This window comes from Clostridium simiarum (assembly GCF_018919175.1).
GTDB classification, from domain to species: domain Bacteria; phylum Bacillota; class Clostridia; order Clostridiales; family Clostridiaceae; genus Clostridium_L; species Clostridium_L simiarum.
In genome coordinates, this window is sequence record NZ_JAHLQL010000001.1 from 1,186,452 (window position 1) to 1,212,283 (window position 25,832).

25 protein-coding genes are annotated in these 25,832 nt (G+C 28.7%); 6 read left to right on the forward strand and 19 right to left on the reverse strand.

Annotation, left to right across the window (positions count from 1 at the left end):
* Nucleotides 1-13: 13 nt before the first annotated feature.
* The 5 genes from KQI89_RS05675 to KQI89_RS05695 form a co-directional block, all read right to left on the reverse strand.
* Entirely contained in the window at nucleotides 14-763 is a 750-nt protein-coding gene (locus KQI89_RS05675) for an ABC transporter permease (protein WP_032122144.1), read from the reverse strand.
* On the reverse strand, nucleotides 756-1,679 hold the full coding sequence (locus tag KQI89_RS05680; protein ID WP_216456258.1) for an ATP-binding cassette domain-containing protein: 924 nt from the start codon (nucleotides 1,677-1,679) through the stop codon (nucleotides 756-758). Before KQI89_RS05680 ends, KQI89_RS05675 begins: the two co-directional genes overlap by 8 nt.
* A 133-nt stretch (nucleotides 1,680-1,812) precedes the next feature.
* Nucleotides 1,813-2,511, reverse strand: coding sequence for a response regulator transcription factor (locus KQI89_RS05685; protein ID WP_216456259.1), 699 nt, complete (start codon nucleotides 2,509-2,511; stop codon nucleotides 1,813-1,815).
* Nucleotides 2,512-2,714: 203 nt separating this feature from the next.
* The gene (locus tag KQI89_RS05690) at nucleotides 2,715-3,608 is read right to left on the reverse strand and encodes an SPL family radical SAM protein (protein ID WP_216456260.1); all 894 of its coding nucleotides are present in this window, start codon (nucleotides 3,606-3,608) and stop codon (nucleotides 2,715-2,717) included.
* Between the two features lie 200 nt (nucleotides 3,609-3,808).
* Entirely contained in the window at nucleotides 3,809-4,390 is a 582-nt protein-coding gene (locus KQI89_RS05695; protein WP_216456261.1) for an Rpn family recombination-promoting nuclease/putative transposase, read from the reverse strand.
* 427 nt (nucleotides 4,391-4,817) lie between these two features.
* Between KQI89_RS05695 and KQI89_RS05700 the strand changes: the two genes are divergently transcribed.
* Entirely contained in the window at nucleotides 4,818-5,120 is a 303-nt protein-coding gene (locus tag KQI89_RS05700; protein ID WP_216456262.1) for a hypothetical protein, read from the forward strand.
* A gap of 651 nt (nucleotides 5,121-5,771) precedes the next feature.
* Here KQI89_RS05700 and KQI89_RS05705 read toward each other — a convergent pair.
* The 11 genes from KQI89_RS05705 to KQI89_RS05755 form a co-directional block, all read right to left on the reverse strand.
* A complete protein-coding gene (locus tag KQI89_RS05705) occupies nucleotides 5,772-7,007 on the reverse strand; it encodes a metal-dependent hydrolase family protein (protein WP_216456263.1) in 1,236 nt (411 codons plus the stop codon).
* 59 nt (nucleotides 7,008-7,066) lie between these two features.
* Entirely contained in the window at nucleotides 7,067-8,374 is a 1,308-nt protein-coding gene (locus tag KQI89_RS05710; protein WP_216456264.1) for a GNAT family N-acetyltransferase, read from the reverse strand.
* A gap of 267 nt (nucleotides 8,375-8,641) precedes the next feature.
* Complete coding sequence (locus tag KQI89_RS05715; RefSeq protein ID WP_216456265.1) at nucleotides 8,642-9,331, reverse strand: pseudouridine synthase; 690 nt, start codon at nucleotides 9,329-9,331, stop codon at nucleotides 8,642-8,644.
* Between the two features lie 42 nt (nucleotides 9,332-9,373).
* The gene (locus KQI89_RS05720) at nucleotides 9,374-9,922 is read right to left on the reverse strand and encodes a cysteine hydrolase family protein (RefSeq protein WP_216456266.1); all 549 of its coding nucleotides are present in this window, start codon (nucleotides 9,920-9,922) and stop codon (nucleotides 9,374-9,376) included.
* Nucleotides 9,923-10,038: 116 nt separating this feature from the next.
* The gene (locus KQI89_RS05725; protein WP_216456267.1) at nucleotides 10,039-11,892 is read right to left on the reverse strand and encodes an FtsX-like permease family protein; all 1,854 of its coding nucleotides are present in this window, start codon (nucleotides 11,890-11,892) and stop codon (nucleotides 10,039-10,041) included.
* Entirely contained in the window at nucleotides 11,892-12,638 is a 747-nt protein-coding gene (locus KQI89_RS05730; RefSeq protein ID WP_216456268.1) for an ABC transporter ATP-binding protein, read from the reverse strand. The genes KQI89_RS05725 and KQI89_RS05730 overlap by 1 nt, the downstream gene beginning before the upstream one ends.
* Nucleotides 12,639-12,652: 14 nt before the next feature.
* A complete protein-coding gene (locus KQI89_RS05735; protein WP_216456269.1) occupies nucleotides 12,653-13,504 on the reverse strand; it encodes an undecaprenyl-diphosphate phosphatase in 852 nt (283 codons plus the stop codon).
* Nucleotides 13,505-13,662: 158 nt separating this feature from the next.
* On the reverse strand, nucleotides 13,663-14,649 hold the full coding sequence (locus tag KQI89_RS05740; protein WP_216456270.1) for a sensor histidine kinase: 987 nt from the start codon (nucleotides 14,647-14,649) through the stop codon (nucleotides 13,663-13,665).
* 10 nt (nucleotides 14,650-14,659) lie between these two features.
* Complete coding sequence (locus KQI89_RS05745; RefSeq protein WP_216456271.1) at nucleotides 14,660-15,352, reverse strand: response regulator transcription factor; 693 nt, start codon at nucleotides 15,350-15,352, stop codon at nucleotides 14,660-14,662.
* 444 nt (nucleotides 15,353-15,796) lie between these two features.
* Nucleotides 15,797-17,437 carry a ribosomal protection-like ABC-F family protein gene (gene abc-f, locus KQI89_RS05750; RefSeq protein WP_216456272.1) on the reverse strand — a complete coding sequence of 547 codons (1,641 nt, stop codon included), beginning with the start codon at nucleotides 17,435-17,437 and terminating at the stop codon, nucleotides 15,797-15,799.
* 606 nt (nucleotides 17,438-18,043) lie between these two features.
* Nucleotides 18,044-18,568, reverse strand: a complete 525-nt coding sequence (locus KQI89_RS05755) for a dihydrofolate reductase family protein (protein WP_216456273.1) — start codon at nucleotides 18,566-18,568, stop codon at nucleotides 18,044-18,046.
* Between the two features lie 148 nt (nucleotides 18,569-18,716).
* Between KQI89_RS05755 and KQI89_RS05760 the strand changes: the two genes are divergently transcribed.
* A complete protein-coding gene (locus KQI89_RS05760; protein ID WP_216456274.1) occupies nucleotides 18,717-19,670 on the forward strand; it encodes a helix-turn-helix transcriptional regulator in 954 nt (317 codons plus the stop codon).
* 255 nt (nucleotides 19,671-19,925) lie between these two features.
* Here KQI89_RS05760 and KQI89_RS05765 read toward each other — a convergent pair whose 3' ends face one another.
* From KQI89_RS05765 to KQI89_RS05775, 3 genes are read right to left on the reverse strand one after another with little or no spacing between them, the layout of a single operon-like run.
* Nucleotides 19,926-20,771, reverse strand: coding sequence for a MerR family transcriptional regulator (locus KQI89_RS05765; protein WP_216456275.1), 846 nt, complete (start codon nucleotides 20,769-20,771; stop codon nucleotides 19,926-19,928).
* 15 nt (nucleotides 20,772-20,786) lie between these two features.
* Nucleotides 20,787-21,527 (reverse strand): ABC transporter permease, encoded by a 741-nt coding sequence (locus KQI89_RS05770; protein WP_216456276.1) that lies wholly within the window; start codon nucleotides 21,525-21,527, stop codon nucleotides 20,787-20,789.
* Nucleotide 21,528: 1 nt separating this feature from the next.
* Entirely contained in the window at nucleotides 21,529-22,248 is a 720-nt protein-coding gene (locus KQI89_RS05775) for an ABC transporter ATP-binding protein (protein WP_216456277.1), read from the reverse strand.
* 195 nt (nucleotides 22,249-22,443) lie between these two features.
* On the opposite strand from KQI89_RS05775, the gene rsgA reads away from it, so the two are divergent.
* The 4 genes from rsgA to KQI89_RS05795 all read left to right on the forward strand — a co-directional run bounded on the left by rsgA (nucleotide 22,444) and on the right by KQI89_RS05795 (nucleotide 25,831).
* Nucleotides 22,444-22,719: a GTPase RsgA gene (gene rsgA / locus KQI89_RS18145; RefSeq protein WP_216456278.1), complete on the forward strand. Its 276-nt coding sequence runs from the start codon at nucleotides 22,444-22,446 to the stop codon at nucleotides 22,717-22,719.
* 303 nt (nucleotides 22,720-23,022) lie between these two features.
* Nucleotides 23,023-23,259 carry a hypothetical protein gene (locus KQI89_RS05785; protein WP_216456279.1) on the forward strand — a complete coding sequence of 79 codons (237 nt, stop codon included), beginning with the start codon at nucleotides 23,023-23,025 and terminating at the stop codon, nucleotides 23,257-23,259.
* Nucleotides 23,260-24,444: 1,185 nt separating this feature from the next.
* On the forward strand, nucleotides 24,445-25,536 hold the full coding sequence (locus tag KQI89_RS05790; protein ID WP_216456280.1) for a radical SAM protein: 1,092 nt from the start codon (nucleotides 24,445-24,447) through the stop codon (nucleotides 25,534-25,536).
* Between the two features lie 31 nt (nucleotides 25,537-25,567).
* Nucleotides 25,568-25,831 carry a hypothetical protein gene (locus KQI89_RS05795; protein ID WP_216456281.1) on the forward strand — a complete coding sequence of 88 codons (264 nt, stop codon included), beginning with the start codon at nucleotides 25,568-25,570 and terminating at the stop codon, nucleotides 25,829-25,831.
* Nucleotide 25,832 lies beyond the last annotated feature (1 nt).

Consider the following 25,832-nt stretch of genomic DNA (forward strand, 5'->3'; position numbering starts at 1 on the left):
CACCCTTCCTTGTTTATTTAATCTCTTTATTTTTGATATACATCATAGTTAAAGCTGTAAATACTATTATGTATGCAACTCCTACTAATGCGGCAAAAGTCATATTAGAACTTGTTAATTCCATTTTTAATTTATCTAATTGGGTTGTAATAAGTATCTTTTGAACATATTCAAATTTATTAGAAACAAGTAATGAAAGTAAACCTATTAACTTCTTTCCTACAAGAAATACTGTTGCATAAACTAAACCAAAAATAGTATTGTTTTTAATAGTAAGAGCTAAGAAAGTACCTACTGATATACATGCAATCCATAGTATAGTTGATACTAACATTCTTCCCATAAAATCACTTACAAGACTTGCAGAAAAACCTTCTCCAACTCCAAGCAAAATTGTACCACTTCCAAAAAACACTGTTAATATAATAATTGCCGATATTAATGAAAGAATAACTGCTGCAATTATTTTTGATAATACGAATTTGTTTCTTGAAAGCCCAAAGGATAGCACATTTTTGAAAGTAAGATTTTTTTGTTCCTCTGCTGTAACCATTTCAACTATAGACACTACTAAAAACACTGGTACCATAAGCATCTGAGCAGATGCTTGAATCAAGACTACTAAATTCATAGACTGTCCCACACTACTTATTTTAATAAGTATATTCATTATTAAGGTTAAGATAGCTATACCACCTGTATATGCCCAAAAATATGTTCTGTTAAAATTTCTGTAAAGTTCAGCTTTTATATAATTAAGCATTATGTACACCTCCAATCAAATCGATGAAATAATTCTCTAAATTTGCGCCAACTTGATTCATGGAAGATAACATAACCTCATTACTTACAAGAGCCTTGGCTACTATTTCAGGAGTGTCTATATGTTCATATAATCTAATCTCATTTCCATTTAACACCTCATATTTACTACATTTAAGCTCTTTTTCAATTACTACAGTAGCTTTTTCAATGTTTTTTACTTTAATAGATAAACAGCGCTTACATTTTTCTTCTAAATCCTTTGAGGATATTTCTTCTATAAGATTACCATTATGAATAAATCCATAGTTAGTTGCCATTTGAGAAAGTTCACCTAATATATGACTGGATATAATTATTGTAGTATTTCTTTCTCTATTAAGTTTTAGCAAAATTTCCCTAAATTCAACAATTCCTGTAGGATCAAGCCCATTTATAGGTTCATCTAAAATAAGTAAATCTGGACTTGCCATTAAAGCCAGTGCTAGGCCTAAACGTTGTTTCATACCAAGAGAAAAGTTTTTAAATTTTTTATTACCAGCCTCCTGAAGTCCTACAACTTTTATTATCTCGTCTACATATTCTTTTTCTGCAATACCTCTTTGTATTCTATAATGTTCAAGGTTCTTTCTTGCAGATAAATAAGGAAAAAAACTTGGAGTTTCAATTATACATCCAGTTCTCCTTCTGGATTTATTTAATCCACTTTGTGATGTCTCACTAAATAAATCAATCTCTCCACTTGAAGGCATTGTAAGTCCACTTACCATTCTAAGTAACGTTGTTTTCCCCGCTCCATTTTTACCAACAAGTCCATAAATATCTCCCTGCTTTACCTTTATATTAACATTATTTACAGCTAGATGATTATGATACTTTTTAGTTATATTTTTAGTTTTAAGTATTATATCGGCCACTTAAATCAACCTCCCCTTTCTTGTATAACTATATATTAAAATATAATTAACAAGATACCTTAAAGAAAACCTTAAGAAAGTCTTAAGTTTTATCATACATTTACTATGGCAAGACTGCCTTAAGGTTAAAAGCCTATTTATCGCTGATTTTATATCCAATACCCCACACTGTATGTATGTATTCTATATCAGGATTAATTTTAGCTAATTTTGAACGAAGGTTGCTTATGTGAACATTTACTGTATTATCATCACCAAAAAAGTCCTCATTCCAAACATGTTCAAATAAGTTTGCCTTTGTAAAAACCTTGTTTGGATGAGCCATCAAAAGTTCTAGTATCGTAAATTCTCTTGATGTAAGAGATATAAGCTCTCCATTAACTGTAACTTCCATTGTTTCACGGTTTAAAATCAAATCCTTGTACCCCAGAACACTTTGTTGCTTATTACCTTTAGAGAATACTGTATAACGTCTTAACTGGGCTTCAACTCTTGCTAAAACTTCATTTGTATCAAAAGGCTTAGATACAAAGTCATCTGCACCAAGCCTTAATACTTCTATTTTTATATTTTGTCCAGGCTTCGCAGAAATAACTATAATAGGCATGGTTTTAATTTTTCTTATATCCGAAATAAGCCTCTCTCCTGTTACTCCCGGAAGCATTAAATCAAGTAAAACCAGTTCAAAATCATACTTTTCAAGACACATTTTAGCTTCAGAACCTGAATAGGCTTCCTTTACATTATAACCCTGCCTACTTAATATTTTGCATAGCAGACTATTTATATCTGCATCATCCTCTACAACCAATATACTTATATTATCATTCATATCAAATACCACCATTTTACTTAAATAATTTCTATTCCAAATCAGTGATTTGCTATTAGTCTCATACCTCTTTTAAATTATAAAAGGAGTTTCTATCTTTTCATCATGATTTGTATTACTAATATAAATTAACTTAATTATACCATGAAATTTATAAAAGATTATTAGCAAATCTTATGAATCCAATTAATAATTTTTATATATTAAAACCAACTTATTTGTTTATCATCATACTCTCTCTTATAATCTGACACTATATCCTGCATTTTATAAAGTATCCCAAGTCTTTCACATTCATCTTTAAATATTTTCCAAAGCCTTTTTGACTTAATAGAAGAACATGCATATTTATTTCCAAAGGAAGTTCTATATTTTTCAACTAGATTTTCATCTGGAAATAAGTTCATTAATTGGTTATAAAAATAATCCCTTTGATTTTGTCTAAGAGTTACTCCCATACCATAGGCTAATATAAACTTTGCACCAGATTCATGTGCCTTTCTTATTATGTTTATAATATTCTCCTCATCATCATTAATAAAAGGTAAAATAGGCATAAGTAATACTCCTACAAATATACCATTGTCAGAAAGCTTTTTTATAGCATCAAATCTTTCAGAAGATACACAAACGTTAGGCTCAACTTTTTTGCATAGTTCATCATTAAAAGTAGTAATTGTGATTTTTACAATTACTGGTGAATGCTCTTTAATTCTCTTTAATATATCTATATCTCTTGTTATGAGGTTACTTTTAGTTGCTATGGCTATTCCAAAGTTAAGTTCATTGATTTGTTCCAAAGCCTTTCTAGTTAACATTAATTCCTTTTCAAAAGGATTATAAGGATCACTCATTGCCCCTGTTCCAACAACTCCAGTCCTTCTTTTACTCTTTAATTCTTCTCTAATAAGCTGTATTGCATTTTCCTTTACCCTTACCCTATGAAAATTATCTATTCCATAACACTCACTTCTAGAATCACAGTAAATACATCCATGGGAGCAACCCTTGTAAATATTCATATTATAATTGATGCCAAACCATGAATTTTCCTTACTGTACTGCGAAATTATTGTTTTTGCAGGAATATAATCCATATTCCCCCTCCTTATATTCATTTTCTTATATCTATAATATCAAAGCATATATGACGTATATATGTCATATTATATATTTCCATCTACGACTTAGCATTAATAAGGTAAAAGATTGCTTACGTGTAAATATGAAAATTAAAGGAGAATAACTTTAAAATAAAGCTATTCTCCCTTAACTATATGAAGGCTTGAATAAGTATTTATAAATATTTGTAAATATCATCAATAGTTATTAATTCAAAAATATCCATTGCCAAAAGATCAAGTCTATTCTCCGGAAGCTTTTTAATACCCTCTTCAACGTTCTTTGGTAAATCCTTAAACTTCTTTTGTAACTGTTTTATTAAAATTTCAGTTCTGCCTTCAATTATCCCTTTAGCTCTGCCTTCAGTTTTTCCCCTTTCAAGGCCTTCCTCAATTGCTTCAGCCAATCTTGTTGCCTCGTCGTGAAGAGCCATTTCTCTTGAAAGGTAAAGAGCCCTTGTTTCCTTATCTTGACTCATTGTCCTTAGAATATCAAAAGCTTTTTCAATATCCGGATTAACCTTTGCCATTTTTTCCACAACCTCCTTTGAATCACCTTTAATAAAATTCATCCATTGGGAAAGATTATCAGAAGTATTAATCTTATTTAGCTTGTTTAGCTCTATAAAGTGTATTTCCATAACATCTGTAAGCTTAAATCTTTCTTCATCTTCCCATAAATGAAAAATACTATGGTATTTATCAGTATTTAAACAATCAAAATCAAGAATATTGATTGTAATAGTTTTTTTTAGCATCACCAAAAATCCTTTTAAAAACAAAATCATTCTTAGGCTTTAAAAGAAAGCCTTCACACATAGAAGTAGCTTCCTTAATAAAATAATTTTCATTAATATAAGTATACTGCATCATATCAAACCTTTCTATACTTTATCATTAGTATTTTTGACACAAATAAATAAAATATACAAACATACGTTTTGTTTGCAGTTGCTCTAAATAAATTAAAAAGATTTTTCAAGTTAATAATTCATATTTGTTTACTTCTACTTATATTATTAAAATAAAGGTTTTTCATCTTTCTCTATAATGGCATGAAATACACATGATACATAATTTACTTATTTTTTTGCCACTACCCACCTTAATACTATTTTTTCGAATATAATTACAAAATAAAGGAAACACTACAAATAAAGTATGAATTAGAAAGGAAGATATAAGTTGAATATAGATGAATCATTAAAATGTCCAATTTGTAATAGTAAAAACTTTTTGCTTAAGCATGAATCCACATATTTATATACTTATAAGTTTAATGAAAAAGATATAAAAAGTAATGAAGAATTTCTACCATATCTATTTGATAACAGGGAGCATGTTAATTTAAAACAATATTTACAATGTGAAGATTGCAGATCTCAATTTCCTTGTACTTTTGATATGGCTAGCGAGAAGATCAGCCTTACCATAATACAGAAAGCGGTACGTTCAGATTATGTGAAAAGCCCAGAGTTTTTTGGGTAAAGTAAAATTCCATTTAAAGCTAGGCACACGGTGCTAAAACCTAATTTACAGTGTTGTATTAATTATCTATGACCCTACTATAAATTCTTATAAACTTCATAAGGAGATGCATTTCCTTATAAAAAACTTCATCTGAAGACACTAAATAGATAAGACCTCACACTATTGTGTAAGATCTTATCTATTTAGCTTTTAAAATTAATATTATTTAACATCCATATCTCATTAGATTAGTTTTCAAATCAAGGATTATTTAATAAAAAGCCATATCTTTATTTATCTAATCCCCTTTTATTATATGTGTAGATAAAAATAATTGCTGAAACTATTATCCATGCTACTAAAACCTTTCTTTTTGTTTAAAGTAAAGATTTACATTAACATTATATTTATCAAGTAATTCTTGGTTTCAGGTGGAGCTGTTTATGTAAGCTGCTCTCAATCTAAAGCAAAGAACTATGTTTATTATAACCTCTTTAAAATTTTTTCCAAAATAAAAAGCCATAATTTAAAACTATGACTTTTTTAATAATTAAGACTTTTAGTAGTGTTATAGTTAAATTATACTATGACATAATTTTATAGTTACTTCTAAAAATCTTAGTAAATCAACCTGTTATATAACTAATTACTCTATATAATATTTAACCATTATTTTTTTACAAAGCTTCCCTCTTTCATAATGATCTCCATTTTATCACTGTCCACATTATGAATATCCTCTAACGGATTTCCATTAAGAACAATTAAATCTGCAAACTTATCTTTCTCTAAAGTACCAGTAATGTTATCTATTTTAAGCATTTCAGCCCCATTTTTAGTTGCAGCTAGAATTGTTTCCATTTCCGTTAATCCTGCCTTATTAAGGGTATACATCTCTGTAATAGCATATTTACCATAGGGAGTTAAGCTACTACAAAAAGAATCTGATCCAACGGTTATTCTAATACCTTTTTCATTAGCATTTTGCAGATTACTTATTATACGATTAAGTTCCTTTTCTGCAGTGGTTTTTCCTGGATAATTATCGTGAACCTTTCTGTATGGTGGCTCATATACAGTAAACCATTCATAAAAGAACTGAAGGGTTGGACAAAAGCTTATATCTTTTTCCTTCATTATATTTAGACATTCCTCATTTAATTCTTGTCCATGAATAATTGCAGACACCCCTGCCTTGCAGGAGTTAAGTGCCCCCTCGTAACCTTCTGCATGAGACCATACTGGTGATCTTACCATATTACATTCATCTACCACAGCTTGAATTTCCTCCATGGTGTAATGCAAATCAGCCTTAGCATCGTGCCTCCAAATGCCTCCTCCTGTGGACCAAATTTTAATAGCATCTGGATTTTCTCTAAGTCTTCTTCTAACTGCCCTGCGAAGTTCCCAAGGACCATCTACACGCTGAGCCCACGGATGAGAAGCATCATTATATTCTAATGGTAATCTATGAGAATCTCCATGCCCTGCTGTCCTACAAAATCCTAATCCTGCTGCAACTACGCGAGGTCCAGGTATAATTCCTTCTTCGATCATGTTACGAATATGTATACCTGACCGTGAAATTTCCCCAACGGAGGTTAGTCCATGCTCAAGAGCTTCACGTGCTTGGGCTACGGCAACAATGGTCTTTTGTATCACAGGCTCAAGAACCCATTCATTATCATCATCAGTTCTATTTCCGCTAAAATGAAGATGAGTATCAATCAAACCAGGCATAATAGTTTTACCTACAATATCTATTTTCTTATAATCCTCTCCAACTTCCATCATAGATCCTGCATATTGAATTTTCTTATCTTCAATAAGTACTAGTGAGTTTTCTATAGGCTCCTCACCATTACCATCTATTAATAACCCACCTACAAATGCAATCTTCCCCATTATCATCCCACCTAATCTTATACAAAATTTTTAACCCTCTATTAAATTCTAGCCTTTCCCTAAATATAATGACTGTGTATGAATCCAATATCCTCAAATATCTTACCGTATCGCTCTGGGCTTTGAAGTAGTACAAATTCTACATCATGATTTTTTATCCCTATCTTTATTGCTTCAATAATTGTGGCTCTTCCAACTCCCCTTCCTCTTATCTCTGGAATAACTGCCGCAAAATATAACCCTATAATATCAGTTTCATATTTAAGTAGTGCTATAGCAGATACTGGCCTTCCATTTAATATTCCAATGTATAAATTGTATCTGTTTTCTACCTTTGAAACAGCCTTATAAACTATATTTTTAAAAGAACTTTTTTCATTTTCATCTATATTAAGAGAACTTATTAAAACTTCACACCATAGGTCTATCCCTTCACTACCAATGACTTTTTCTAGAGTAAATCCTTGGATTTCTTCATATTTTTCCTTAAAACCATGGGGTGCAAGGTACATACAGTTAAGTTTTTCATCTTTTAAATAAGTAAAACCCTCAATGGTATCAAGGTGATTACTTTTAATCTTATTATTTATATCTATAATAGGCTGTGGTGTTCCTACAATTACGCCAAACCAGTCTGCATATCCATGACTTTCAAAACCGCACTTTGCTGCAAGTCCTGTGGACATATTGTTACTTTCAACTATTTGAAGAAAAGGTATCTTTCCTGATTTTATGATTTTTGATGCAATATCTATGGTAACATCCACTGCATAACCTTTTTTCCTATATTCCTTCTTTGTATACATTATCCCTATAGAATTATCATTATGAGTAAGAACCCATGAAGCTATGCTACCATTAACATATACTGCTGATGAAGGTCTATATAATATATCTTTCTTTATTTTTTCAATACTTTCTGAATCTCTATAGGTATAGAAATCATCTACCGTTTCGCTATCCTCTATATCAATAGATCTAACTGGATTTTTTATAAGACTTAAATCCAAATTTTCTTTTGGAAGATAATAAAGTGAACATCTATTTTCCCATGTAACTAAATATCTTCTTTTTATCTTTTCAGCAATTGGCCTATATAGTCCTGAAAATCCATAGAAATTGTCTTTAAATAACTCCTCTAGAACTTTATCTAAAAAATTATCATCTTCTGTATACAAGTAGTTAAAATACCCATGTCTTACAAGTACACCATTAGGTACGTCTTCATTATCTACATATATTTCAGCCTCTGATTCATTTTCTATTATTCCTATTATATTTAAATTAACTATTTCATTTTTCTTTAAATATTCCATGATAGATTTTGATTTTTTAGTTTTTATTATAATACGGTCTTTACATCCCATTTGAACTCCCCCTTGATATTCTAAATCTACGATTTTGTGTAAACCTTTTAATCAAGTACCCAAGCTACAGTTTCATTGTAGCTTGTTAAGTAGAGACCCACTATCTATTATCTTGGGTAAACCTGTTAACCAGGGACTAAACATATGGCTTGATGTTTAGTCCCTTACCCCTCCAGTACTCATCTAAAGCTATGAAGATAAGTTTCCTATAAAATCTATGCAGCCATAGTTATAGAATAAATTTTAATTTTATATTAGAGTAAGTATTTATGCTTTAGTTATATCTCTTAATTCCATTACTTCTTTTTCTGTAAGATTACGCCATTTGCCAATATCTATGCCTTGAATTTCTATATTAACAATTCGAATACGCTGAAGATATAAAACTGTATATCCAAAAGCCTTAGTCATTCTTCTAATCTGTTTATTAAGTCCCTGGGTAAGAATAATTCGAAAAGTATCTTCACTAACCCTACTGATTTTACAAGGCCTTGTTCGAGTTCCACAAATTTCTACTCCTTCACTCATTCCCTTCATAAAAAAATCATCAAAGGGCTTATTAACAGTTACTAGGTACTCTTTCTCATATTTATTTTCTGATTCTAAAATCTTATTGGCTAACTCTCCATCGTTTGTCATTAAGATTAACCCTTGGGATTCCTTATCTAATCTTCCAACAGGAAAAATATATTCTGGATAATTCATAAAACTAATTATATTATCCTTTACTTCTTTCGCTGCAGTACATGTAATTCCTTCTGGCTTATTTAATGCAATATAAACTTTATCTTTCATTAGTATAGGTTTGTTATCAATAAGGATAATATCCTCCTTTTCTACCCACTGTCCTGGTTTGCAAAACTCTCCATTTACTGTTATTCTATTTTCCTCAATAAGTCTATTGGTTTCCCTTCTTGAACAAAAACCAAAATTACTAAGAAGTTTATTTATTCTCATATTAAAATCCTTTACTTTAATTTATGCAATATCTATCATTATCTATAAATCCCTATTGATTACTTTTACTTGTAGAGATTCAATTATATCTAATGCCTTTTCATGTAGTTTATCATCAAAACTAGCACAAAGACTTCCATCAACTATAATACTTGTATTTCTATATTGTGATTGAAAAAGGACTACATTGCTTATTACGCACATGTTTGTAACCACTCCTACCAGTTCAATTTCCTTAATATCTTCTCCTATTTCACCAGATAATTTAATCATATTCTCTGGAGATATTCCAAAACCTTCTTTATTATAATGTAACGTATTTTCTGCTATTTTAAAATCTTTTATTTTTCCATATAACTCATGACCTTTAGTATCTTTTCTACAATGTAAAACTGGTAGATTTTTACCCTCTCTAGTTTCTAAGTAATTTTCATAATGAGTATCATAGGTAAATAAAACCCTATCACCATTTTTTAAGTACTCATTAACCTTATTATAAATAGGTTCTTCTAATGTTTTAGCCTTTTCAAAGCCTAGCGTCCCATCTACAAAGTCGTGTTGATAGTCAATAACCACTAATAGCCTTTTCATTATCAATACCCCCTGTTTGAAATTTTAAAACTTTATTTCAAAAGTATGTTCTTATGATTAAGTAGTATTACAATAAATCATAAGAACTTAAGCTTTTAATCTTACTTTCAAATAAATTATATCAAACTTTTTTTAATTTCTAACAGATAACGTTTTTTTATAATAAGGAAATATATTATTTGTGCAATTAACATAATAACTATAACCCTAAATGCTGCTACCTTTATCTCAAGTTTAAAAGCATATCTTAATGAACTAATGGCAAAGAAAAAATGTATAACAGCAATTATATAAGGGAGCAAAAACAATACTCCTATCTCAATATTTAATACCCTCTTTATTTCTTTATAAGTTAAACCTATTTTATTTAACTGTCTATATTTCTTTTTGTCCTCTATAACATCCATGTAGCACTTATTATATAAGAAACTTCCTGTTGTTACAAAGAAGATAAGTCCTATAAATATGGCACTAAACAAAATTACTCCATAAGCTACCTTAGTAGATCTTAGTATACGAGATTTTAACAAGTTATTATGGTATTTATCTTCTTTCTCATATCCAAAGTTGTTATAGTAGTCATTACATATGTTCAATGTATCTTGATAGTTTTCTACATTAAATGCACCAAAATATCCTCTAACCCCAGTTATCTTTTCATATATATCATTTTTAACCACATACACCTCTCCATAAAATGTTGGAATTAATCCTCTATCACTCTTTAAAACAACTTCTATTTCTACATTATCTAAAACAATATTTTTAACTTTATGATTACTTATTAAACTCTCATCTTCCTTTGAAAAATTAGCATTTAGGGATAGCATTGATATTAATTTTTTATAGATATCTTCTTTAATTATAACTACGTTATCCTTACCACCATCTGGAATAACAAACTTTAGCTCCTCATTAATCTTATTATACTCTATTCCTTGATTTATCAATGAGTCTTCTATAAAACCAGCTTTAGAATCAACTTTACTTTTATTATCATAAATATCAGACAGGAAAAATGCTTGCGGAAAATCTCTATTTATCTGATCTTCTTTATCTCTCCAGTAGGCATATACTGATCCTATTGATGTAAGGGCAATTGTTGAGGTTATTGTAATTAAAAAAAACATTCTTGTATTATCTTTTATTTTATATAATAAATTTGACACCCATAGTACTGTAGTTTTTTTCATATACAAATTTCTATTTTTTTTAAGTAGCTTAATTGTAAACACACTTAATTGAGAAAATAACAAATATGTAGCTACCACAACCATTAATGTTACAGGTATTATTCTATTAGTTAATGTTTTTGTACTTGATGTAATTGATAAATAATACCCTACCGTTAATAATGTTATACATATAATCACAAGAATACTAGATGCTTTTGGTTCAGCTTTTGGTTTTTTAGTTCCTTTAAGTAATTTCAAAACCATATCTTCTTTTATGATAAATGAACAAAATATTGAAATTACTATTCCTATCATCACAAATGCAACGAAGGTAATAATCATAGCTTTAACTGGCATATAAAATCCAAGTGCATTAAACCCTAATAGCTTTCCACTAGCTGCTAAAAGTATCTTAGAAAAAACTATTCCTACTATTATACCTACTATGGCAGACACTGAACTAATTATTATATTTTCAATGCTTATCATCCTTTGTATCTGTTTTCTTGATGCTCCTATAATATAAAGTATTCCAAATTCTTTATATCTACTTTTTAAAAAAACACTTACTGAATAGAATACAAAGAAAAATAAAAATAAGTATGCAATTATTGTTGTCACATTAAGTGCTTTTATTAGGTACTGAGGTAAATCAACTTTCACAAAATCTGGATGGAATATAATCATAGTAAAAGAGAATAACAACGCCGCTGATATGCTACTACTAAAAAAATATGCAAAATATGCTTTTATATTTCTATGTACGTTTTTACTTGCAAACTCTCTAAAATTCATTAGTTTCCCCCTCCTAGTAGTGCAAGTACATCTATAATCTCCTGATAAAACTGTTGTCTGCTATGTCCCTTATAAATTTCATTATATATAGTTCCATCTTTTATAAATAGAATTCTATTACAATAACTTGCTGATAATGGATCGTGGGTTACCATCATTGTAGTTACCTTTTCCTCCTTATTTATCTTTTTAAATAACTCCATTACAGTTTTAGCGGATTTTGAATCTAAGTTACCCGTTGGTTCATCAGCCAATAGTAAAGTTGGATTATGTATCAAGGCTCTTGCAATTGCAACTCTTTGAGATTGTCCCCCTGATATTTCGAAAGTTCTCTTATTAATTAGATCCTCTATTCCAAGTATATTTGATATTCTATTAAGTTCATAATCTTGTTCTTTTAATGGTGTTCCATCTAAAGTAAGTGGAAGCACTATATTTTCACCAACAGTTAAAGTATCTAACAAATTGAAATCTTGAAATACAAATCCCAACTCTCTCCTTCTAAATAAAGCTAACTCATCCCCCTTAAGACTCAAAGGATTCTTATCCTTTATTTTTATTTCTCCTGATGTTGGTTTATCTACTGTTGAAACCATATTTAATAAGGTTGTCTTACCACTTCCTGATGGCCCCATTATTCCTACAAATTCCCCTTGTTCTATAGTAAAACTTACATTATCCAAAGCATTAAATATTACCTTGTTACCATATACCTTACTTAAATTATTAACCTCTAAAATCTTCATTTTTCCTATCCTTTCTATGTTGTTAAAGTAATAACCTTAGTTAATACTAATACTCCGAGTAAAACCCCTGCCATTATTCTATATACTGCAAACACCTTCATTGGTTTCTTTTTTAGATAATCAATAAATTTTTTTATAACTATTAAAGATACTATAAAAGCCACCATAAATCCTACTATTAATGCAATCCATAATGTTAATGTCATTATAGAATAATCAAATTCAAATAAATCCTTAGCTGTTGCCCCTATCATAGCTGGAATAGCTAAAAAAAATGAAAATTCTGCTGCTATTGGTGTGGATAGTCCTGCAATCCATCCACCCATTATTGTAGAAGCACTTCTTGACATTCCTGGCCACATAGCAAGAAGTTGCAATAAACCAATCTTAAATGATTGTATAAAAGTTATGCTATCTATGCTTTCTACTTTATTATTCTTATATCTAAATATTTTTTCTATTATTAAAAGTAATACTCCACCAACTATAAACCCTACTATGACAGCTTCTGGTATAAACTTTGATTTTATTTTATGGTATAATAACACTCCTGCAACTCCCATTGGAATAGATGCAATAATAACATTTATCCCAAATCTAAAGCCTGTCTTCCCCTCTCTTCCTTTAGTAAATATAAATTTGAAAAATTCTATTACACTTTCTTTAATCTTCTTCCAATACAAAATAACAACTGCCATTATTGCTCCAAGTTGAATCACAACTTCAAACATCTTTGCAAATTCGCCTTCAAAGCCAATTGCCCATCCAACTAATATCATGTGTCCCGTAGAAGATACGGGAATAAATTCAGTTACTCCTTCTACTATTGCTATTATAATGGCTTTTAATAAAAATATTATATCCATACCTTATCACTCCTTACAAACTAATTATTGTATATAGTTTATAATAGTAAGGTATAAGGTGCTATCTACAAAGCTTACAGGAGTATGACATGTGTGTAAGATTTCCAGGTTTAAATAAAAATAGCAAATAAATAGTTTAACTATCCATTTGCTATTAATTATACTTTTATTTTAAATCTTATTGTAACCTTTGTGCCTTCATTAACAGTAGATTCTATATCTATGTCATGGCCTAATTTCTTGCATACCTCTTTGGTTATATACAACCCCATCCCCGTAGATTCTCCAAACTTACGTCCATTTTCTCCAGTAAAGAATGGATCAAATACCCTTTTAATATCTTTATTCGGTATTCCTATTCCCTCATCTACAATGCTTAGTGTAACTTCCTCTCCATCCTTATAAGCTTTCATAATTAATTCTTTTCCCTTGCCCTTTGAATACTTTAAAGCATTAATAATAAGTTGATCTAATACAAACTTCATCCACTTTACATCACTATATACTTCAATAGCCTCATCTATTTCTACTCTAGGAATTATTCTATTTTTTATAAAAATCTTCTTTTCTTCATTTACTGTATGAAGAACTAAACTCCTTAGAAAAACCCGTTGTACCAAAAAATCTTTTTGAAAAGAATCTATTCTTGCAAAATGCAGTGCCATATTTAAACCTTTATTTAATTTATTAACCTCTTCTTCTATACTTACAACCTTTTCTTCTCCTTCATACTCTTGAAGTTGCAGCTGTATTACAGAAAGAGGTGTTTTCATTTGATGTACCCACTGATTAATAAAAGTTAGATGTTCATTGTGAACTTTGTTACATTTTTGTATTTCAGATTCATATAAATTATGTTGCTCCTTTAATATTTCAGAAATACTTTCACTTAAATCCGAAGTGCCAAGTTGCAAGAAAGCATCCTTTAAACAAGTGAATCCATTTCCTAATAATCTGTATAATTCTTTATTTTTATAATACCTAAAAGCTAAAAAGCACATTAGAATAAATGTATTAAACATCAATATATAAATAATTTCGCTAAATTCAATAAATCCCATGATATTAGTATATGTAATAGTAAGAGCTAAACTTAATAAATATATAAAAATATAACCTTTATTATCCTTTAAAAACAATTTCATAAACTCCATACTACCAGGTTTTGTTTAATCTATAACCTGCTCCCCTTATAGTTTCTATTCCTTTATCTATGCCTAGTACTTGCAGCCTTTTTCTTACTCTGCTAATATTTACACTTAAAGTATTTTCCTCAACAAACTCTAAATCATCCCATATTTTTTCTAAAAGAAAATCCCTACTGACGACTTTAGGGTATTTTTTCATAAGGCACTCCAATAAGATACCTTCCCTTTTAGTGATAATTAATTTTTCACCATTAAATTCTACTTCTAACCTTTCTGGATAGAACTTTAGACTTTGAACTTCAACTATTCTTTCCTCTACCTTAGGTGCATAATCTCCAAAGGCTCTTCTTATATGACTTTTTATCTTTGCAATAACAACATCAAAATAAAATGGTTTCGTTATATAGTCATCTGCTCCACTCTCTAAAGCCATAACCTGATCCATTCCACTATCTCTTGCAGATATAAATATTATAGGAATCTTTGATTGTTGTCTTATCTTTCTACACCAATAAAATCCGTCAAATTTAGGTAAATTAACATCTAACAACACCAAGTCTGGATTATACTCATTAAATTCTATGATTATTTCATCAAAGTTTTCTACTACTTTTACCTCAAAACCATACTTATCTATATATTCTTGTAACAAGGTACTTATTGATAAATCATCTTCTACAATATATATTTTATATTTCATACTAACTTCTCCTTATTTTAACCATTGATTCATTATTATCTGTATTAAAATAATTTTCTCCTCCAGCACCTAATTTATCTGATGTTACCCACCTTTTATTTAAAAATGTAAGAATTCATATCCTCATCCCACTTTTATATTACATTTTATTTATATAACTTTCAATAATTCCTTATTAATTGTGATCTATTGTAAAACTAACTATACTTATATGGCTTTCATAGCTAGAAACAGAAGATACTTGAGGATAAAGAAAGGTTTTATGAAGAATTTATTAATATAAAATAGGTAAAACCCACTAAATTAATAGGCCATCTAATAAATATAATTTTAATTTGCAGCCATCTTCCACAAACTATTACATAATACATAATTTAATAGCATATTAAAATAATTAATTTAAGACGGTGTAGAACCGCCTTAAACTAATACTCTCTCATCTTATTAAATAAATAACGTAGGTTTTCTATTATTTAATAAATAATCATCATAGTTCCCCTTAATACACTTCATTCCCTCTTTTGTAAGTTCCATCACTTTGTTTCCAATTTTATTTATAAAATATCTATCATGAGATATAAATAAAATTGTACCTTCATAGTCCTTTAAAGCAGATTCTAATACTTCTTTGCTCTGCAGGTCTAAATGGTTTGTAGGTTCATCTAAAAGTAGCATATTTGCCTCTACAAGCATAAGTTTAGATAGTGCTACTCTTGATTTTTCTCCACCACTTAAATCTCCTATTTTCTTAAATACGTCTTCACCAGAAAATAAAAATCTACCTAATACTCCTCGTATTTTACTTTCTTTTATAGTAGGAAAGTCCTCCCAAATTTCTTCTAATATAGTATTATTAGAATTTAACTTTTCATGTTCCTGATCATAATAACCTATATGGATATCTTTTCCCCAATTAATTGAACCATATTCTAACCTTAAATCTCCTATTAAGGCCTTTAATAGTGAAGTTTTACCTACTCCATTAGGCCCTATTAACGCCACTCTATCTCCTCTTGTAAGATCAAAGCTTAAATCTTTAGTGAGTATTTTTCTATTTTCTCCTTCACCTACAGATAAAACACCTTCTTTAAGTTGTAGCACTTCTTTATAGGATTTGTTTTTAATTTGAAAGTTTATATTAACCTTTTTTAATTCTCCTAAGGGTTTGTCTATTTTTTCCATTCTCTCTATAGCTTTTCTCTTACTTTTAGCAGCCTTAGCAGAAGTCGCTCTTACTATATTTTTATCAACAAAAGTTTGAAGTCTTTCTATTTCCTCCTGTTGCCTTTCATAATTTTTTACATGGAGTTCTTTTTCCTCCGCTTTAAGAGAAACATACTTTGAATAGTTACCAGTATATCTTTTAGATTTGCCTCTTTCTATTTCGTATATAACTGAAACTGTAGAATCTAAAAAATATCTATCATGAGAAACTATTAAAACTGCACCTTTATAACTTTTTAAATAGCCTTCTAACCAATTTAAAGCTTCTAAATCAAGATGGTTTGTGGGCTCATCTAACATTAATAAATCAGGCTCATTTAAAAGTATTTTTGCTAAGGAAAGTTTTGTTTTTTGTCCCCCACTTAGCTTTGAAACTTTAATATTTAAATCAAAATTTTTAAACCCAATTCCATTTAATATAGTATTAATCTTCGCTTCTATTTCATATCCACCTTGCATAACAAAATAATCAGTTTTAGACGAATATTTCTTCATAACTTTTTCTAATTTTTCATAATCCTCAATAACTTCTTGTGAGGACATAAGCTTTTCTAATTGTCTTAATTCTCTTTCTGCATTTAAAAGTTCCTTAAATACAGAAAGCATCTCCTCTTTAATAGAGTTTTCTAAATTCAAACCGCTATCTTGCTTTAAATAAGCAAAGGTTTTTCCTTTAGATTTTATTATTTCTCCTTCATCTTGTGAGATATCTCCATAGATAATTTTTAATAGTGTAGACTTACCTGCACCATTAACTCCTATTAAGCCTATTTTTTCTGCCTCTTCAATCTTTAAATTTATATTTGAAATTAAAGTTTCTCCATTAAAGCTTTTTCCTATATTATTTAATTGTAATAACATTTTAACCCTCTCCTATCGCTCATTTGATGATTTTATAACCCTTTTAAGTATCTAAATTTTAAGATACCTAATTTAAAATGGCTAAAAACCTAGGTTGTTGGATTTTTAACCATCAAATGAGCTTGTTAGATGGTTGCAACGCCTATTTCTTCATACCTTTTCATAATTCTCACCGCCTTTCTATCAAAAAGAAAAAAGATCATGGTTAATCCATGACCTTTTTTCTATGTATTTAAATTACAGATGTATATCACTTTTAAAAACTGATATATAATATAAAAAGTCACGGAACTTTTATTTTGCCCGTGACACTTATAATCATAATAATAACTTAACTATAGATTATTGTATTACAATTAAAGCCCATCGGGTCGCTATTTTTAATTCCATTTAATATTGTATTTTTAGTTACTGTTAATTTTATAGTTAAATTTGCAATATTTATCATATACTTGCGACCTCCTTTTCCTTAATTATAATCTTTCAATTAGTATTATACCCTGTAATAAAAATTATAACAATAAATATTTAAAATTTCAAATATTTTAAACTATTCCCTAATATCTGAGGTTTTCTATAAACTACAAACATCTTCGTTTACATCTCTTACCTTTTTGAATATCTTAATATTACAACACCCTTATCCATAATATACTGATCTAAATGTAAATCTATTTTAGGATTATTCCCTAAAAATAAAGGTCTACCTTTACCTAATATTGTAGGAATTATTCCAATTATATATTCATCAATGATGTCATTTTTAATGAAGTTGTCAACAAGACCTCCTCCTCCAAATAAGAATATGTCTTTACCATCTTTTTTTCTTTCTTCTTCTATTACTTTACATATATCACCATTTATAAACTGTATATTGTCATGATCTTGCAATTCTTGTGATGTGGCTACATACACTTTTTTATCACTAAACTCATTATAAAAGTTTTGGTCATAACAGTTTTTTCCCATAACTACAACATCTACACCCTTTAAAAACTCATCATAATCCCATTTATTTTCAGTATCTAATTTATCATCGCCATCTCCAACTATCCAATCAAACCCACCATCTTCTGATGCTATATATCCGTCAATGCTTATTGCTAAATTTAGTATTATTTTTCTCTCCATATCTTTTCCCTCACTTTCTTATACTTTTAAATATATTAATTATTTGTCAGTAGAATTTTTTATATTCAGAGTTTTTTACTTGATACAAAATATATTATAGCTTATAATAGTTGACACCTTATGTCATATTGAAATGGAGATATTTATTATGAAAGCAGATCGATTAATTTCTATATTAATGTTGTTACAAATGCATAAAAAGTTAACAGCTAAAGAGTTATCTGAGAGATTAGAAGTTTCTGTTAGAACTATTTATAGAGATGTTGAATCCTTAAGTGGGCTTGGAATACCTGTATTTAGTGATAGAGGAACAAATGGTGGAATAGAACTTTTAGGAGATTATAAAACTTCTTTAAATGGAATAAATAATGATGAGATTTACTCTTTATTTCTCCCAACTGGCGATAAAATTTTAGAGGACTTGGGAATTAAAAAACTTAAAGACTCTACAGTACTTAAACTCTTAGGCAACTCCTCTCCTTATCAAATTAAAGAAATTAAAAATATTCAAAATTATATTTATATAGATATGCATACTTGGGGTAAAAACCCTACTAATGTAAGTAAAGATATTATTTCTGTATTACAAAATGCTATTTGGAACTCTAAAGTACTAAAAATAATATATAGAAAAATAAATGAAACAAAGGAAGTAGTGTTGAATCCCTTAGGATTAGTCTGTAAAAGAGGTACTTGGTATTTAATTGGCATAAACTCTGAAATTATTAAAACCTATAAGGTAAGTTCTATAGAAAGTGTCCTTTTTACAGATGAACATTTTAAAAGACCAAAGGATTTCAACTTAGAAGCTCATTGGAAGTCATCTACAAGTAATTTTAAATCTTTAATTCCTAAATATACTTTTACCTTTAAAGTTAATCCTTCTATCCTAAATCATATACAAGAAAGAAACTTTATAACTATAAATAATAAAGTTATAAAAGATAACGAACTTTATTTAGATATAAATTTTGATAGCATTTGGCAAGGTATTGAATTTGCTTTTACATATGGTAAAAATATAAGAATAATTAAACCTATTGAAGCTATTGATGAAATTAAAGCAAAAGCCTCTGAAGTAATGAAACTATATGATGATTAAAATTAAATATATATAAAAACCTCCACAACTCATTTTTGTATTGTGGAGGGGTTTTTTCACTTAATATCCTTATATTTATTCTAAATAATTATAGTATAATATCCAAGTTACAATTTTAAGATTCTATAGTAGTATGGCTACTGAGTTTTGAAGGTTTTATTCTCCTTTAACTCTTAGTGATATATCCTATAGATTTTAACTGTCCGTAGCTCAAAGTCTCATCTATCAATATAAATACATAACCTAATTATAAACTTATTCCATACTTCTTACTGGAAATTGTATTTCTGTTAGCCAATCATCTATTGAATCTTTGTTCCATATGCCATCAATATAGGATTCCCTTGGATTATCAATTAACTCAAAGCCATTTTCCTCAATCCACTTAAGTAATGCAGCATATGCTTTAGGAAAATCACTATAGCTACCTTTATGAAGTACACATGCAGCAGTTTCTATTTTTTCAATCTTCTTAAACTTAATCATATCAGAGCTTTCTTTCATTTCTGTTACTACTTCACAAACTTCTACATCTACATCTTTTTCCTTGTATTCACCATCATGATATATGTTGAAGCAATATTCTGGGATTGCACAAACGCATCCTAATCTTTCCATCTCTCTTTCCATGGGTGGAATAATACCAAACAAGGAATTATAGTCTGGTATTATTGTCCTCATTGAAGCAACTATTACTTCAGGTAATTCCTTTAATATAACATTATAATTTGAGCACTCATTTCTATTATGAAGATAATGTTCTACTTGCGACAGTTTCATTGTTTCTTCTGAAATTTTTTTTAATAACTCCGTTTTCTTTTTAATTAATACTGATTCTACTGATACCCCCTCTTGTACTTTTGCTATTTCATTTAAAGAAAATCCCATTTGCCTTAAAGCTAAAATTTCATGCAACATTGGTAACTGTTCTGATGCGTAATATCTATAGCCTGTAAATTCATCAATATAGGCTGGCTTTAAAAGTCCTATTTCATCATAATGCCTAAGAGTTTTAATAGTAACTTTATTCATTTGAGAAAATAATCCTATTTTATATAAGGCTGTTTTCATCTTTTTATCACATTTATATTGATTTTCCATAATATTAAGACTCCTTTACTCCCATTTAAATAATTTTATTGAAAATATTACTGTTGTAACTATTGAAATTAGCATTACTAACAGTGGTATTGTTAAATTTGTCTCTATTCCTAATGCATATCCCTTTAACAATTTTATTCCTTGAGTTAGAGGCAATATGTTCGATAATTTTTGTAAGCCATCCGGTAATATTGAAAAAGGAATTGTTGCTCCTGATAAAAATAACATTGGAAAGTAGACTATTGTACAAACTAAATTTGCAGCCTTTACATTGTTACACACACTTGCTATTAACATTCCAAATCCATACATTGATGCCATTACTAAAAAATAAGCAAATATAAAATTAACTATTGAACCTGTCATTTCATATCCAAAAAATATTTTCATTGTAATAAAAACTGCTAAGCTCGACACAATTGCTGTTATCATATTTATAGCTACTTGAACAAACAATATTATTGAAGGACTAACTGGTGTAACAAAATAATGCTTTAATATTTTTTTATCTCTATAATCTGCAATACCAAGGGGTATACCCATAAATGCAGTTGCACATATTCCTACTGTAATTATAGCAGGTACATTTTCTTGAAGATAAGTGTGCGTTGCTCCTTCGAAAGCCGGTTTATTACCACATATCATTCCTAGTAATAAGGCAATTCCAACTGGCATAATTACGCCAAAAAATACTCCATCAATTCCTCTTAAAGCTAATTTTCCTTCTATCTTTAATAATGTTAAAAATCTTTTCATTTTATACTTCCTCCTTTTCCATATACCATAAATAAGCATCTTCTAATCTTGTATATGGACTGGAGGAAATAACCTCTTCTACAGTTCCACTAATTACTTCTTTACCATTCTTTATAATACATATTTTATCACATAACTCTTCAACTTCATCCATATAATGGGATGTAAGCAAAATAGTTATGTTTTCTTTCTTTAACTCACTAAGTTTCTTCCAAACTCCTCTTCTTGCTTCTGCATCTAAACCTGTAGTTAATTCATCTAAGAAAACCACTTCTGGCTTTGGAAGTAAAGCTAGTAATATTGCTAGTTTTTGCTTTTCTCCGCCAGACAAGGTTGATACATAATTATTCTCGATTTTCTCTAATGAAAACTCCTTTAGTAATCTTTTATAATCATCTGCTTCTTTATATAAAACAGATATTTCTTCACAAAGCTCCCAAACCTTCACTTTATTTTGATATACTGATGATTGAAGTTGAACTCCTACCTTTTCGAATAGTCTTTTTCTTGATTTCTTTGGGTCCATATCTAGGATTCTTACTGTTCCACTTTCAAAATTTTTCAACCCTAAAATACAGTCTATGGTTGTTGATTTACCTGCTCCGTTATGACCTAATAATCCGAAGAATTCTCCCTTTTTAACACTAAAGCAAAGGTTGTCTACTGCTATTTTAGACTTGTAACTCTTTTTAAGATTTTCTACAGAAATTATATTTCTCATAAATTTTCCCCTCTTTCTTTTGAAAATATTAACTACATTTAAAGAATACTTTCTCCTGTAAGGGTAGAGTCAAGGCTAAAAATTCTATTTTTAATTAAATAATTACTAAATTGTATCTTATTAAATTTTAAAATAAGACCGTAGTATTTCTTGATTCTTATGGTGTAGGCAAATCTACAATTATTAATTACCTTTTTGGCGATAAAATACAACAAAACGAACGCTATAAGCAGTTTTAATGGCAAAGGTACGCATACTAGCACAAGTAGGCAGCTTTTACAGCATAGCTCAGGTTGCACAGTTATTGGTACTCCAGGTATTAGAGAACTGAAGTTATGGACTGATGAAGATATTCTTTCAGAAAGCTTTCAATATATCTATTCCTTGTCAGACCAATGTAAATATAGAGACTGTAAACATGATAAAGAAGTTGGCTTGCAGTTAAAGAAGCTATTGAGGATAGAAGATTAAGTATTGAAAGATTTAATAGCTACAAAAGCCAATTGAAAGAACTTAAAACTCTAAGGGATAACAAAAAATCCTATTATAATAACAGAATAAATAAATTTAATAAAAGAAATATGAAAAAAGGTTAAGTTGGATGTTAAAATTAAAATACTTGTTTGATAGTAAATTTACCTCAATGGTTATCCTGCCGTAGACACCATTTTATCTAAAGCTGGCAATGAACTTGAAGTACTAGACACACCTTGGGGAATATCCTATGCTGTTGCATTAAAAAAAGTATCTGGTAAACAAATATCAGAAATGCCTTTGACAAAGGATTTAATCTTCGGTTTAGATAAAGCTTTAGGAAAATTGCATAAACTAAGCAGTGAATTTAGCCCAGTAAATAATAACCGTAATGACTGGGAAGAAACAGAGTGCTGGATAGACGATGTATTATCAACTTTTCCAGATGAAACTGCTGTTAAAAGTGAGTTATCTATACTTAAAGCTTATTTTTTAAAACTACCAACTACAAAAAAACTTTGGACTTATCCATTATGACTTTGAACCTGACAACATATTTTATAATGAAATCACAGAACTATATGTATCATTGGTATGCATTGGATATCGAGCAATCATTAGATATCATAGAAGAACAAGTAGAACCTTCGGTAAATGGACTTATTAAAGGTTGCCGCTTAGAGTATGCTATTTTCGATGAAAGACTTGCATTATTTCCCATTTTCAATGGTACAAACTATTTATTGTAAATATAGGTTTAAAATAATTACTAAAAAGTACTTTCACATAATAAATTGTGTTTTATGATGAAAAAAGCAACTAAAAATTAAAATTTTGTATAAAAAAGCTTCAGCATTAAAATTAATTGCTGAAGTAAAAGTTGTTGATAATATGTAGATACTGTTGAATGCTGTACTACGTTTCATTTTTAGTCCAGCTGATCCATTTAATTAGTAATTTTTTTATATAATTACATATGGCATAAGAACCTAACCTTCTATGTTTAGGCATCTTCTTATTTTTATTACAAAATTGTAACTTATATCATTTAAATTTGCAACATCAAATTATTTCAAAATAGTTTCTGCTTAATGTTTTATAAACTGACATCACTAAATCTTGTGTAAATAATACATTTTACTTTTTATACATTTTTTTGATTTTTATCTACTAAATGTATTGAATTGAAAATATATCTATGGTATAATTTGACTTGTAATTCGACAGATAGTAAATACTAATCTATACATTTATGAGTTGTATAGTATCTTATTTTGGATTTTTAGGAGGGGGTGAAAACAATGAAACAAAATAAACTTTCTTTCAGAAAAGTAAAGTTATCATCAATAATTGCAATGGGTAGCAATGCATGTGGCGGTGGTAGCAATGCTTGTAGCTTAGAACAATAACTTATTACGAAAAATGTAAGTATTAAAATTTAAGTTTTTAATACTTACATTTACTCATTTATGCATGAAACTTAACGATAAATCGGTATTTACATAGTCTTCAATTTTATATATATTTTTATAACTATGTACAAAAGCATACTATGAGATTTTTAAAAACTGTAGATTTAGAGAGTATTATAGAACTGTAATAAATATAGTTCTTTTTAAGCTCGATAGCTATCAAAACTTATTTTTGTGAAGTATTAAACCAAAGTAAATAAAAAATAAATTTTTTACGGAATTATATTTAAGAATGTGAGGTAATGAAATAATGGGGTTAAATATTAAATGGGATATTACATATAAGTGCAACTTGTATTGTTCACATTGTATTAATGGAAAATTGTTAAGTAATAAAAGTAATGAACTAGAAACTAATGAAATACTTAATATTATTGATAAGATTTCTTCTAGTGTGAAGATTGATTACATCCATTTCTTAGGTGGGGAACCTACTTGTAGAAAAGACTTACCAGAGATATGTACCTACTTGAATCAGAAAGATATAGACTTTGGATTTAACACAAACTGTATTGATTTTAATGTTAATAAAAATAGAGAACTTCTATTAAATAAAAATTTTAAAAACCTTGTAGTAAGTTTAGAAGGGCCAAATGCTGAAATTAACGATTTTATTAGGGGAAAAAACGTATTTGATAGAACAATAAACAATTTAAAATCTATCATTGATTTTAAAAATACTCATCATTTAAATGATTTAAAAATTATAGTTAACACTGTTGTCAGCAAAACAAATTATGATTATATTATTGACATGATTGATTTTTCTATACAATTAGGTGTCAATGAATTAGACTTATTACAATTAATAGTACAGGGAAATGCTGAAAATTTAAATATTTCATTAAATCCAAAAGAAGAGCTTAAATTAGTAGAAAATATAGCAAAAAAATATCAACTTGTTAAAGATGAAATTACTATAATACCTAAATTCGTTAGACCTATGGCCCAAGATTACTGTGCTAAAGTGCTTGGGTTACCTTTTCCAGATGTGTACCACGGATGCTCTGCAGGTATGTCTTTTGCCTTTATGAATAATTTGGGATATATTTATCCTTGTGATAGATATTTATCAGTAAATTTAAATGGTGTTAATGAAGAAAGGTTCAATCTCAATAAAAATGCGTTTTTTGATATCTGGGCAGAAAATGACTTTAATATACCATTCCAAAAAGTTGAAGGCAATGAGTATGAAACAAAATATGAACCATGTAACAAATGTAGTCATTTTAAAAAAGAATGTTTTCCTTGCTTCTTAATTTTAAACGATTTGAAAGTTCCATATCATATAAGCAATTGTGATGTGTATTTTGAGATGATAGAAAAAAATGAATTATCCTAATAAAATATATTTTTGAGAAAGGAATGATATTATGGTTAACATAAAAAGTATAGATTATCCTACAAGAATTGCAGAAAAAGTTGATTGCTTTTATTTATTTAATACTAAAACTTTTGAAACTATTTCTCTAGATAAAATCTCAATTCAAATTTTTGAAAAGATTATAGATAAAAAATCATGTACTAATGAAGATTTAAATCAATATGCTAAAATTAATAATGTCACTAAAGAAGATGTTGAGGAACTAATAAATTTTTTACATGCAAATCAATTTATTTCAATAATAGAGGAATAAG

Bases quoted from the DNA above. Each gene is read 5' to 3' on its own strand.
- KQI89_RS05675 (WP_032122144.1), bottom strand. From the start codon at position 763: ATGCTTAATTATATAAAAGCTGAACTTTACAGAAATTTTAACAGAACA.
- KQI89_RS05685 (WP_216456259.1), bottom strand. From the start codon at position 2,511: ATGAATGATAATATAAGTATATTGGTTGTAGAGGATGATGCAGATATA.
- KQI89_RS05690 (WP_216456260.1), bottom strand. From the start codon at position 3,608: ATGGATTATATTCCTGCAAAAACAATAATTTCGCAGTACAGTAAGGAA.
- KQI89_RS05695 (WP_216456261.1), bottom strand. From the start codon at position 4,390: ATGCTAAAAAAAACTATTACAATCAATATTCTTGATTTTGATTGTTTA.
- KQI89_RS05705 (WP_216456263.1), bottom strand. From the start codon at position 7,007: ATGGGGAAGATTGCATTTGTAGGTGGGTTATTAATAGATGGTAATGGT.
- KQI89_RS05710 (WP_216456264.1), bottom strand. From the start codon at position 8,374: ATGGGATGTAAAGACCGTATTATAATAAAAACTAAAAAATCAAAATCT.
- KQI89_RS05715 (WP_216456265.1), bottom strand. From the start codon at position 9,331: ATGAGAATAAATAAACTTCTTAGTAATTTTGGTTTTTGTTCAAGAAGG.
- KQI89_RS05720 (WP_216456266.1), bottom strand. From the start codon at position 9,922: ATGAAAAGGCTATTAGTGGTTATTGACTATCAACACGACTTTGTAGAT.
- KQI89_RS05725 (WP_216456267.1), bottom strand. From the start codon at position 11,892: ATGAATTTTAGAGAGTTTGCAAGTAAAAACGTACATAGAAATATAAAA.
- KQI89_RS05730 (WP_216456268.1), bottom strand. From the start codon at position 12,638: ATGAAGATTTTAGAGGTTAATAATTTAAGTAAGGTATATGGTAACAAG.
- KQI89_RS05735 (WP_216456269.1), bottom strand. From the start codon at position 13,504: ATGGATATAATATTTTTATTAAAAGCCATTATAATAGCAATAGTAGAA.
- KQI89_RS05740 (WP_216456270.1), bottom strand. From the start codon at position 14,649: ATGAAATTGTTTTTAAAGGATAATAAAGGTTATATTTTTATATATTTA.
- KQI89_RS05745 (WP_216456271.1), bottom strand. From the start codon at position 15,352: ATGAAATATAAAATATATATTGTAGAAGATGATTTATCAATAAGTACC.
- abc-f (WP_216456272.1), bottom strand. From the start codon at position 17,437: ATGTTATTACAATTAAATAATATAGGAAAAAGCTTTAATGGAGAAACT.
- KQI89_RS05755 (WP_216456273.1), bottom strand. From the start codon at position 18,568: ATGGAGAGAAAAATAATACTAAATTTAGCAATAAGCATTGACGGATAT.
- KQI89_RS05760 (WP_216456274.1), top strand. From the start codon at position 18,717: ATGAAAGCAGATCGATTAATTTCTATATTAATGTTGTTACAAATGCAT.
- KQI89_RS05765 (WP_216456275.1), bottom strand. From the start codon at position 20,771: ATGGAAAATCAATATAAATGTGATAAAAAGATGAAAACAGCCTTATAT.
- KQI89_RS05770 (WP_216456276.1), bottom strand. From the start codon at position 21,527: ATGAAAAGATTTTTAACATTATTAAAGATAGAAGGAAAATTAGCTTTA.
- KQI89_RS05775 (WP_216456277.1), bottom strand. From the start codon at position 22,248: ATGAGAAATATAATTTCTGTAGAAAATCTTAAAAAGAGTTACAAGTCT.
- KQI89_RS05790 (WP_216456280.1), top strand. From the start codon at position 24,445: ATGGGGTTAAATATTAAATGGGATATTACATATAAGTGCAACTTGTAT.
- KQI89_RS05795 (WP_216456281.1), top strand. From the start codon at position 25,568: ATGGTTAACATAAAAAGTATAGATTATCCTACAAGAATTGCAGAAAAA.